The 10848-nt window shown below is 46.5% G+C and carries 9 protein-coding genes and 1 pseudogene; 4 read left to right on the top strand and 6 right to left on the bottom strand.

Annotation, left to right across the window (positions count from 1 at the left end; all coding sequences use genetic code 11):
* On the bottom strand, window positions 1-270 hold a 270-nt coding region (locus RIG66_RS27195; RefSeq protein WP_446382205.1), incomplete at its 3' end, for an Rpn family recombination-promoting nuclease/putative transposase.
* Window positions 271-484: 214 nt separating this feature from the next.
* Entirely contained in the window at window positions 485-3310 is a 2826-nt protein-coding gene (locus tag RIG66_RS27190; RefSeq protein WP_446382201.1) for a GAF domain-containing protein, read from the bottom strand.
* Window positions 3311-3354: 44 nt separating this feature from the next.
* On the opposite strand from RIG66_RS27190, the gene RIG66_RS27185 reads away from it, so the two are divergent.
* The gene (locus tag RIG66_RS27185) at window positions 3355-3477 is read left to right on the top strand and encodes a hypothetical protein (protein WP_446382199.1); all 123 of its coding nucleotides are present in this window, start codon (window positions 3355-3357) and stop codon (window positions 3475-3477) included.
* Window positions 3478-3703: 226 nt separating this feature from the next.
* On the top strand, window positions 3704-4855 hold the full coding sequence (locus RIG66_RS27180) for a quinone-dependent dihydroorotate dehydrogenase (protein ID WP_446382197.1): 1152 nt from the start codon (window positions 3704-3706) through the stop codon (window positions 4853-4855).
* Here RIG66_RS27180 and RIG66_RS27175 read toward each other — a convergent pair.
* A complete protein-coding gene (locus RIG66_RS27175) occupies window positions 4839-5003 on the bottom strand; it encodes a hypothetical protein (RefSeq protein ID WP_446382195.1) in 165 nt (54 codons plus the stop codon). The two genes, RIG66_RS27180 and RIG66_RS27175, sit on opposite strands and share 17 nt — an antisense overlap.
* Window positions 5004-5524: 521 nt before the next feature.
* Here RIG66_RS27175 and RIG66_RS27170 point away from each other — a divergent pair.
* Together RIG66_RS27170 and RIG66_RS27165 are read left to right on the top strand one after the other, a co-directional pair.
* Window positions 5525-5749, top strand: a complete 225-nt coding sequence (locus RIG66_RS27170; protein WP_446382193.1) for a hypothetical protein — start codon at window positions 5525-5527, stop codon at window positions 5747-5749.
* A gap of 362 nt (window positions 5750-6111) precedes the next feature.
* Window positions 6112-7659: an ArnT family glycosyltransferase gene (locus tag RIG66_RS27165; protein ID WP_446382191.1), complete on the top strand. Its 1548-nt coding sequence runs from the start codon at window positions 6112-6114 to the stop codon at window positions 7657-7659.
* Between the two features lie 15 nt (window positions 7660-7674).
* On the opposite strand, the pseudogene RIG66_RS27160 reads toward RIG66_RS27165, so the two are convergent.
* The 3 genes and pseudogenes from RIG66_RS27160 to RIG66_RS27150 form a co-directional block, all read right to left on the bottom strand.
* Window positions 7675-7764, bottom strand: a pseudogene (locus RIG66_RS27160) (element excision factor XisI family protein); the annotation flags it as partial.
* Between the two features lie 529 nt (window positions 7765-8293).
* The gene (locus RIG66_RS27155; protein WP_446382189.1) at window positions 8294-9382 is read right to left on the bottom strand and encodes a hypothetical protein; all 1089 of its coding nucleotides are present in this window, start codon (window positions 9380-9382) and stop codon (window positions 8294-8296) included.
* A 458-nt stretch (window positions 9383-9840) separates the two neighbouring features.
* Window positions 9841-10764, bottom strand: a complete 924-nt coding sequence (locus RIG66_RS27150) for a nucleoside hydrolase (protein ID WP_446382187.1) — start codon at window positions 10762-10764, stop codon at window positions 9841-9843.
* Between the last annotated feature and the right edge of the window lie 84 nt (window positions 10765-10848).

Genomic DNA, 10848 nt, shown 5'->3' with positions numbered 1-10848 from the left:
CTTCTCGAAGAAGGCTAGGTTGAGGACTTGCATTTCAATTAGCACGGTTGAGCCATTATCCAGTAAGGCTTTGACATCCAGATAGCTGTCTTTGAGATCCACAACCTCTCTAGGATTATAGGGGTCAATGATTTCTAAATCTTGAATCACGGGATTGGCTTCATAAATTAAGGCATTTAAAAAGCTAATCAGGATATCTTTGCTGTCTGTTGAGCCAAATATTTTTTTGAAAGCAAAATCAGTCTTTGGGCTAATAAATCTTAGAGTCATCGCTTTTTAATAATTGAATCGTACAACTAATTGTATTTTGATTATATAGCAGTAGACACATCGATTAGGACTTTCGGCACCATTGTAGAGACGTTGCATGCAACGTCTCTACATAAATGATGTGTCTTGGCTTTTTAAGGAAGCATAAATTAGCTTTTTTAGTGGTAGACTAAAACTTGGTATAAATTTCGCGATCGCCAAAATCGTGCCAGATTTACCTCTGCTTCTGTTCCAATGGCAACAGCAACCGGATCAAATAATCATGGACTTGGGTTTGGTAAAAATGCAGATCGCCTCCCCAACTCCGCAAAATCTGTTGACAAATTCTCATATTTAAGCTATGCAGAGATTTTCTCGGTGAAGCGGTGAGAATCTGCTGACACTCCTCCAAAGAATTGCTTTGAGAAATCAGTAACTCGAGTAACGGATAAGGTGAACTTGAGCGCAGCCTAGGCTTAGTATCCGAACGCAAGGGACAGCACCACAAATGAATCCAACGTCCAGCACGGGATTGTAAACCAATCGTGAGCAATAACTCCAACACAATGCATTCTAGCTTCAGGTAATCCCCATAAATGGTAAACTGACTGACATTGTGCATATTCAAAACCAGTTGACGCTGATTATAAAAGGGTTCCACCTGTCGTAGCGATCGCTTCAACAACGTTGCCAACTTGATCGGGCGTAGCGTCGTCCTGAGTTGCCACTGTTCTTGCTTGAGGATCGGAGTCATCCCCGCTAGAACGGCTTCTAACTTGTGCAGCAGTTGCTGACGACGCATCTTTTGTAACGCCGAATTGGTAATCTGCTGTGTGGCTTCCACCGGAGAGTATGTCTGAGAGTCTAATAAGAGTAACGAATTATTCATCTCCTGCACAGACTGATACAATTTCTCCAAGCATCGGTGTTTGTACCAGTTGAGAGCTTGCAAGTTTTCCCGCTCTTGGGTTTGTTGCATTAGGCGATACCGATAGTCACGCAAGTCAGTAAACTGTTGGGTTAAGATTTCCAGTACCGATAACAAACTTTCAGACCAAGTTCGTTCCTGGTGATCCGCAATCAGGATCAGTCCCGTGGCTGAGGTGGTATCCTGATGTAAGGCAATCACCAAAATTTGACCAATATCGGGACTCTTAAACCATTGACGAATCGAGTCTGGCAGATCCTTCACCGCAAAGCAGCAGAAATGGGGGGTAGCTAGAGCCTGGTGAATCAGGGGATTTGTTGCCACCGAAATGGTTAAATCGGGAGGAAGAGCAAAACGCGAATCCGTAACCGCCACCGTGGATACCGTCGCCCAAGCAATTTGGGGAGTCCAAGTAAGCAGCGCCACCAGCGGACATTCCAGCAACTTTGCCACATAATTAATCCAAGCCCGTTCAAAGCGCACCGGATCTTTCGGGGCTGAGTGGAGCATGGATAGACCCGACTGCAGGGTTTGATGCGCCAAAAATGAACGTTTGGCGTTATCTAACTCACCCGATAGCGTTAGCAGCAGATGGATGAGTTGGGCTACAGTTTTCACAAAATCCCGTTCATTCGAGTTCCACGTTCGAGGACTCTCATGCCCAATCAAGAACAGGAAACTTGGTTGTTTAGGGGATGCTGGATAGGATAAAGACTCAATCAGGAGCGATCGCAGATTCAGTTGCGTGAACGTCTCCCGCCAGGATGTGAGTAACCCATCTGCCTCAATATCTTCAATCATCTCCATTTTTTTTCGTCCCCTCAACCACTGCTGATCCTGATCATCCAGGGGGGGTAAGGGTGAGGGACAAGGACGGCGATTCGACGGTTGTCGGCTAAACACAACAGTGAATTGACCCGACTGATCGGGTTGCAGGATTACCAATCGATCCGTATTCAGATGCTGGCAAATCAGCTTCCCCGCATCATTCAGGGCGTTTTCAGGCGTAGGACGATAGGCGATCGCTTGAGCGATCCTTGCTAGCACCTGGCTATCCTTGATTCTTACCTGAACTTGGGTGTCTAATTCCTCACCACTCACCACAAGCGCCACTAATTGAGCGGTGGCTAAAATATAGTTCCGTTCTGCCCGTTCCCAAATTCGCGGATCGTCTTCTTCCACCGACAGAAAACCCAACAATTCCCCTTGAATTTGAATCGGGGCTGCCATCAACGAACGAGTTCGTAGTCGATGTAGGATATGTTCTGTGGTTTCTGTCTTGAGTTGGCTTCTACTGCTGCCAATGGTGACTAACTGACCCACCTTTAACGCCTGATAAAAGTCACTGGCTTCAGCAACAGTAAGACCCGCTTTGGAGTTGCGTAACCCAACAACACTGCGGAGAGATTGACGATTACCCACCCGATGCCAGAAATAGCGTTGCTGCGGATGATACCAATAAATATTAGTGCGCGTCGGCGTAATAAACTCTTGAGTCATCGCCACCAATTTATCCAGACGCTGAACCAGCTTGGGCAATTTGAGCAGCTCATCAAGGGCTTGAAACAGGGGTTTATCGGGGCGTTTGATTGCCGATTGTTGCCAATTGACCTCTATTTCATGTAGCGCCGCCGCTAATCCACCCAACACCATGGACAAATGGGCGGTGTCCTTGGGTGTGGCAGAGATACCCCATTGATGTGAACCCAACAAGGTGACACCAAAACATTGATCCTTGGCGCGTAAGGGAAACAGCAATGTTCCCTGAATCCCTAAATTGGTAGCAATTCGTCGCCATTCTCCCGCCCGGATTTCTTGCTGAATATCGGGAACGGTGATTGGGCGCTGTTGAATCACGATTTGTTCTAACAGATCACCCGGTTGCAGGGTGTATCGGTGCTTCAAAAAATCGGTATCACCCGTGGGAGCAATACCCCCTTTACCAAATAAGCGATGATCCAAGCGATCATAAAGCCCAATCCAGATCAGGTGGTAATCAAACTCGGTTTGCAGGTAATTTAGAGTAGTTTCGATCAACACCTCAGCATTGTCCTCTTCCCGCAATGTCTCCAGCACTCGTCCTAGGGCAAGGAATGGATGATCGTTTTGGGATGGTAGATTTTGCTGACCCATAATTAATTATCAGGGAACAGGGAACGGGGAACGGGGAACGGGAGATGGGGAAGCTGGGGGAGCTGGGGGAGATGGGGAAGATGGGGGAGATGGGGGAGATGGGGGAGATGGGGGAGATGGGGGAGATGGGGGAGATAGGGAAGTTGGGTGAGATAGGGAAGTCGTGAGTTAACTCAAAACTCTACCTTACACTTTTCCCTGTTCCCTGTTACACACCGAGCGTGTTACTGAGCGTATTACCGAGCGAAGCCGAGGTAAGCCGAAGTAAGCCGAGGTGTTCCCTTTTCCCTGACGAATGACGAATGACGAATGACGAATGACAAATGACGAATGACGAATGACGAATGACGAATGACAAATGACGAATGACAAATGACAAAGGACAAATAACCAATGACTGATATTTACCAATCTGCCATTCGCCCCATTCTATTTTCGCTGGTGAAGGCAGATCCGGAGTGGGCGCACGAACAGACAATGCACTTATTAGGTTGGCTAGATCGTACATACCAATCCTCCTCAACTCCTTGGCTTTCCTCTCAATTGCACCAAGCCTTTTGCCTGAGTGATGTTCGCCTGGAACAAACCTTATGGGGACTGAAATTCCCTAATCCTCTAGGTTTAGCCGCCGGATTTGATAAAGATGGGGTAGCCGCTCGAATTTGGCGTATCTTTGGGTTTGGCTTTGCTGAACTTGGAACCGTTACCAGTCACGCCCAACCCGGAAACCCCCAACCCCGGTTGTTCCGTTTACTCCAAGATAGAGCTGTTCTCAACCGTATGGGGTTTAATAATCGAGGGGCGCAAGCGTTGGCAGACCGATTAGGAGCGATCGCACATCAGCCGTTTGAGCCGATCCCCTTGGGGATCAATCTGGGTAAGTCTAAGGTAACACCCTTAGAAGATGCCGCTACTGACTATTTAACCAGTTTCCGCTTGCTGAAGCCTTGGGGTGATTATTTTGTGGTTAACGTAAGTTCACCGAATACACCCGGATTGCGATCGCTACAAGATGCTGAACAACTGCGAATCATTTTGGAGACGTTGCAACAGGATAATCAAGGACAAAAGCCGCTTTTAGTCAAGATTGCACCGGATTTGGAGTGGGACGCGATCGCGGATGTTGTTGATTTAGCTCAAACCTATCAGCTTGCGGGGATTGTGGCGACCAATACAACAATTCGCCGGGATATCCTGAAAACCCAAGTCATCACCGCCACAGGCAAACCCGTGACAGAAGAAGCTGGCGGAATTAGTGGTGCGCCACTGCGGGAACGTTCAACAGAGGTGATTCGGTTTATTCACCAGCAAACCCAAGGGAAATTACCGATTATCGGTGTGGGGGGAATTTTTACCGCCGAGGATGCGTGGGAAAAGCTCACCGCCGGAGCCAGTTTGATTCAAGTGTACACGGGATTAGTCTATGAAGGACCCTGGATGGCACGACGAATCATGCAGGGATTGTTAAGAAAGTTGGAAGAACAAGGATTGAGTTCGATTACTCAGGTGGTGAAGCAGGCACAAGCCTCTACCGAGTTAAGCTGAGTCCGGGTAAAGGCTTTGTCAACACCAGTCCAGTAATCGGATCATCGACTTCAATTGTCACCAAAAGGTAACAAAACGATAGCCAATCTCCGGTTCCTTCGCTTCGCTCAAGGACAGGCTTTTGACCCTTCACGACCTTCGAGGGCATGCTTTTGACTTCTTGTGATCACTCACTCTGAATTACTGAACCGACGCTCTAGTGGGCTGTCCATTTAGCTTTGAGTAGTTGACTTTCTCGAAACAGAGATTGATTGAGGTTATTTGAACTTGTCATTTCTGCCTTGACAGCCCACTAGGGCGGATAACACTGCACGAATCATCAGGTTATCCCCAGCCACAACTTTTTTTCAATACTAGATATAGTATAGAATGAAGACCATTCTAGAGATAGATATTGTTGTTGAGTTTTGTAACAATATCACACTCAACAACTTGTCTTAGATCTAGTAGGTCAGTATTATTAGTTCACTGATAAAGAGCAACTTGATCAGAAAACGTCTATTAGGCAGACTCATTTGACAAACGCTTAAACGCTTGCGTCAAGTGTAGATATTTCATCTAGGATATTATCCTTTTTTTTCTACCTTCGGGTCAGAGTGACGAATAGACAACAAAGCTCTCTATCGTGGATTCATTCACCAGCGAATTTTCAATCTACTGAGGTTATTTATGTGGGAAACAGTTTTTATCGGAGCCATCGCATTTTACGTAATCATGTTGCCGATTTTCTTTAGCCGATGGTTAGATTTCATGCAACATGATGACAGCCTGTCCCCAAACGAGAAATTTTCCTCTTGGGTGATTTTGCTCATTGCTACTATCCTGTGGCCCATCGTCGTACCAATATCTTATCTAGAACTGTTAGATGCCCGAAAAACATTTAATAATTACTGAAGCCGTTCAAGATTCAGGATCATGGTATAGAGATAGATAGAGTCGTCATCAGACACAACTCGCCACCTCCATCATAAATATAGGTAATTGGCGAACCGTTTAGTTAATAATGTTACGATTTGTCAATTAAGTTGAATGGCACTGACTTAAGGTTGGTGGGCAATGCCCACCCTATGGTACATCAAAGCTTTCGGTGATTCTCTAATGTTTATTTCAGTGCCATTCCAATTAAGTTGGAGTGCAAAGGGTGCATCCAGCTTTTAAACGTCTCTTCTACCGTCCTGCACTAGGATGCTCAGAAAGCCACTTCACCGCCATCATTGGTCATTGGGTAAAAATAAATGACAAAGAACCAATGATAAATGGCAAAACTACGACTGAATTTCACTAACAACCATTGGCTAATCGGTTTTTCCTTAGCCGCCTTTTTCCTGGGAAGTATTTCTCTAGGGAATGTACCGCTACGAGATTGGGATGAAGGGACTCGCGCCCTGATTGCTAGAGAGATTTACCGCACCGGGAACTGGCTTCATCCGACACTTTACGGGGAACCCTATCTACTCAAACCCCCGTTAGTGGATTGGTTAATTGCTCTGTCGTATAAAATTTGGGGAATTGGAGAATTCACCACCCGCCTACCAGGAGCATTTTTGTCTGCTTGTAGCGTTCCGCTACTCTATTTGTTGGGGCGAGACGTTTTTGCCCAACGTCTCCCGGCTGTATTGGCGGCTAGCGTTTACTTGACGTTACTACCTGTGGTGCGTCATGGGCGTCTGGCGATGCTGGATGGTACGGTAGTGTCGTTTTTTCTGCTATTGCTAGTGTGTCTGCTGAAAGCGCGTCAGGATAAGCGTTGGGCGGTTGGGATTGGGATTAGCCTGGGATTGATTACGTTAACGAAAGGAATTTTAGTGATCCTGTTGGGTGCGATCGCGTTTGGGTTTCTCTTGGCTGATAGACAATGGGCGCTGTTGAAAAGTCCCTATTTGTGGCTAGGGATTCTCTTGGGAAGTACGCCTGCGATCGCGTGGTATGCAGTTCAGTGGCAGTATTATGGCGAAACCTTCTGGCAGGTACATTTTCAGGCGCAGGGGTTGAACCGCATCTCGGAGTCTGTGGAGGGAAATCAGGGTGCGCCTTGGTATTATTTCCTGGAATTACTTAAATACAGTTTTCCCTGGTTCCTGTTTTGGTTTGGCGGATTGGCGCTAGCTTGGCATCATCGCTACAGGAGTTGGGGCAAACTGGTACTAATTGGTACGATTGGCTATCTGGGGGCGATTTCCCTAATGGGAACCAAGTTGCCTTGGTACATTATGCCGTTCTATCCCTTTTTTGCCTTAGCTGTTGGTATGTGTATAGCACATTTATGGCAAAAAAGCAAGCATTATCCCCAAATTTTAGTCTGGCTTTTAGGGTTAATGGCAGTTGCAGGGGTGGGGGGATGTGTTTACTTTATCCTGGCAGATCCGCAGCCTGTATTAATTATTATGGGCGTGGTTGTGGCGTTAACAATGGGTTTAGCGGCTTGGCAGGTTTATCAGCATAATCGCCAATTTATCCCGATTTTATTGGGCGGAACTTACGTGGCGTTGTTGTTGTTAATGATGTCTACATCCTGGGTTTGGGAATTAAATGAAGCCTTTGCAGTGAAGCCTGTCGCCCAGTTGATTCAGGAACACACGCCCCCAGACACGGTGATTTATACATCTTATGGTTATCGGCGTCCCAGCTTAGATTTTTATAGCGATCGCCAAGTGATTCCGGCGGATACAACTACGTTGCAACAGTTGGCATCAACGTCGGCGTATTTACTGGTGGATGAGTCAACGTTGGCAGTATTACCGATTCGCGATCGCGTCATTCTCGGTAGTAGCGAAGGCTTCACCCTAATGGCAATTCTCGATTGAGTGACTATCCTGCAATCAAGCCACGGCAAAGCCTGTATGCTGCCGAATTTTGGGATGGCGAAAACCCAGTACAATATCTTCCTTGGGAACGCCTGCTTCTAGTAAATGTATTTCTACTTACTTAAGATTAAGCAAGATAAAGAGGTGCGATCGCTACCGTAGAATTACGGAAATTTGGCGCTTATGGCACGCTTCAACCCGTCAATGTCTGATAACCACTTACCGCGAACACTGGGTTCACAGAGCCTGATTCGTAAATGGTTTGTAATAAAATTGCTGAGATTTCCTAAGATTGGAAACTAGGGAGATAAGCTCTAAAAAGTTAGTTTTTAGTGCCACTCCAGATAGAATTAACTTAAACAGGAAATCATTCAAGCGATCTAGTTTTGAGAGTTGCTGTTACTTTGTAATTAGTCATACTCGCTCCCTTGATAAGCAAGCTACGTCATTCGTCGTACTCGCTTCTCTTCACGCAAGCCAAGTTATTTTAGGACTTAAGCAAAAGCTCTACATGTAGGGTGTGTTAGCGAAGCGTAACGCACCTTAACTGTATTTGTTAAACGCTGAACGATAAAATTATAAGAACCCTTCTTTTCCAGATGGTAGAGACGTTGCATGCAACGTCTCTACAAGGCTATTCTGGCTCTTGAAACACGTCACAGGAGAACATCTCCGTTAATGTCCGCAGATAGGGTAAAAAGGTTGCCATATTTTCGGGAGGTAGGCGATTGTACATTTCCCAACCAATCGCTTTCAGCATATCTTGCACTAAACGCCAGCCGACACGCAGACGCGGATAAAGCATGACGCATAACGGAAACAATTCTCGCTGCACCGCCCGAATGTCATCTTCTAAGACACACAGACACAGATACACCTGAAACATTTCCACGTCGCGGATACTGGCAATTCTTACCGTTTTGCTCATCAACGAACCACTGTAGGTTTCGTAATTGGGATTTTGACGGCAAACTTGTTGGCACACGGAAATAGCCAATTTTGTGCTGATGGGTAACAGATGTTGCACCGCTAATAGCGCCTGGGAATTGTAGGGATGGTTAGCCGCCGCATCATACGCCGCTTGTAGGGGCATATACATGTGGTCATCCATTACCTTTAAATAAGGAAGCCACAGTTTTTGTTCCGGTGGGGAGAGCCACTCGAGTAATTTTTGACCCGTATAGTGGAACTGCATACTGACAAACCCGATCGCACGGCGGTCAACACTCGTATATTTTTGGCGCACTTTACCAAAATCTTTGCCGACAATCACCGATAAGCGTCGGGGTGTTGCGCGTTGAGCATAAGCATTTGCCGTCTTTTGAAACAGATAACGGGTATCAGCCGCAATTTCTAAGGGATTGACTAATTCAGGATTAATACCATGACGACGAATTTCCTCAGATAGCAGCGTTTCGGTCAACGACCAGGCTTGGGCACTGGCAAAGTTGAGCTTTTGCATCATTTTCTCTGCCGTGCTTTTTCTGGCTTCGAGTGAGGCAGTTTCCTTGAGATCCGCCGCCGCTAAACTGGATGCTGACTCATTTTGGTCTTGGTTGGTAACAGCGGTATAGTATTTCCTCGCCCAAAGCACCGCTAAGGAATGAACGTTGGATGTTGACGAGTCGGACTTTGACGAGTTGGGTGGTTTGCCACCCGTAGAACGCTGACGCGGTGTCGGCTGGGACACGGAACGTTCTGTGGATGCGATGGAATAGGTCATGGTAAAAATCCCGTTACACTCTCATTTCCCTTCAATAGGAGAGGATACAAAAAACTAATTTGTCTCACCTGGGGTTAGGTGAGAGTCAATCAGCGCTGATTATGAATCCTCTCGGCGTTAAAAAAAGTCGGATGCTATATAGAAACTTTAAAAGAGCAGAGTCTGCGTCTGAACCCTTTTCCCTGACAAGGAGGGGTTCGAGTTGCGATAACGACTCTGCTCAAAAATCGCTTCTGTCATATTTTTGCTGTTTTTATCATTCATAATACAGGATTATCACAATTATTAAAAGAAATGAACCATTCTCATTTAGTTTTCACCCAACGGGTGAGACTGGCAGGGAATTACCCCTCAATCGCCTTCCAGTAAAGGGTAAATGGTTAATGGGGTGGGAGAGGCAAGATTCTCAGATAACTGGGCTGAGCGTGAGTAAGGTGACTTAAATCACACTTTCCATGTTACCTTGCCCACTGATGTAAGAGATAGGAGTAGTATTCTGTCTTATCGACGGTATCCAGCACCCGAATCCGTTTTCCTCCCGCCTCAACCTGGATACGACCTTGACTGGAACCGTGAGGAATTACCGAGGTTTCCCAATCTTGCCAAGTAAAGAACTCGGGATGGGCGAGATAGGTGGTGGCGAGAACATCCCAGAAATAATAGTCTTGGGGAATCACTAAGGCGTAACATTGACCCGCAAAATCCGAAATGGGATAGCGACGCTGTTTCCCCAATTTGTAAACAAACTCAGAGGTAACCGGGACGGTATTGGTCAAGTCAAGGGGACAAAGGACAATCGGAATCTGAGTTTGCCAGATTTGATGTACGGCGAGGGGGTCCCAGTAGGCATTCCATTCGGCTGAACCATCTTGTCCGGGTTCCAGACTTTTTTCCACATTACCAGCAACGTGAATTGCACCCCCCATCCAGACGATTTGCTCAATCTTCGCTTCGATATCCGGGGCAAGGGTTAAGGCGGTGGCGACAGTGGTGAGAGGTCCTGTCACCATCAGGGTAACAGGTTGGTCAGCCGTTTGCAGCGATCGCACGATAAACTCTTGACCACTTTCCTTCAACAGAGGGGTTTGGATCGTGTCATTCTGGTTAAGAATTGGCAAATGATCCACAATAAACGCATCCCGGCGGTAAAGGGGAGGAAAGGGATTAATCCCGCGTACCGTACTTTCAGCAACGGGGATATGAGAACATCCGATTAGGTCTAAAATTTTGCGCGTGGCGTTAACCGCAGGTTGAATATAGCAATCAGCCGGGGTGACAACGATACCCAAAGGTTGGATGTGATCCATTGTCATCAGCAGGACGGTTGCCAAATAATCATCGACACCGCCATCATGATCCATGAGGACGAGAGGTTTGGACACGAGGAGAAAGTTTCCGCAAGCATACACTTGATTATTATCCCTCAATTTTCATCCTTGACCAGAGGGATCTAAATTGTCCGACTT

Origin of the sequence: Coleofasciculus sp. E2-BRE-01, from assembly GCF_040221695.1 — a bacterium.
Lineage (GTDB): Bacteria > Cyanobacteriota > Cyanobacteriia > Cyanobacteriales > Coleofasciculaceae > Coleofasciculus.
Note: the sequence above shows the minus strand (reverse complement) of the source record. Positions and strands in the feature narration are given on the sequence as shown.

What these genes read in the sequence shown, in the direction of transcription:
- RIG66_RS27190 (WP_446382201.1), bottom strand. Translation starts at nt 3,310, where the DNA reads ATGGGTCAGCAAAATCTACCATCCCAAAACGATCATCCATTCCTTGCC.
- RIG66_RS27185 (WP_446382199.1), top strand. Translation starts at nt 3,355, where the DNA reads ATGGGGAAGCTGGGGGAGCTGGGGGAGATGGGGAAGATGGGGGAGATG.
- RIG66_RS27180 (WP_446382197.1), top strand. Translation starts at nt 3,704, where the DNA reads ATGACTGATATTTACCAATCTGCCATTCGCCCCATTCTATTTTCGCTG.
- RIG66_RS27175 (WP_446382195.1), bottom strand. Translation starts at nt 5,003, where the DNA reads ATGCCCTCGAAGGTCGTGAAGGGTCAAAAGCCTGTCCTTGAGCGAAGC.
- RIG66_RS27170 (WP_446382193.1), top strand. Translation starts at nt 5,525, where the DNA reads ATGTGGGAAACAGTTTTTATCGGAGCCATCGCATTTTACGTAATCATG.
- RIG66_RS27165 (WP_446382191.1), top strand. Translation starts at nt 6,112, where the DNA reads ATGGCAAAACTACGACTGAATTTCACTAACAACCATTGGCTAATCGGT.
- RIG66_RS27155 (WP_446382189.1), bottom strand. Translation starts at nt 9,382, where the DNA reads ATGACCTATTCCATCGCATCCACAGAACGTTCCGTGTCCCAGCCGACA.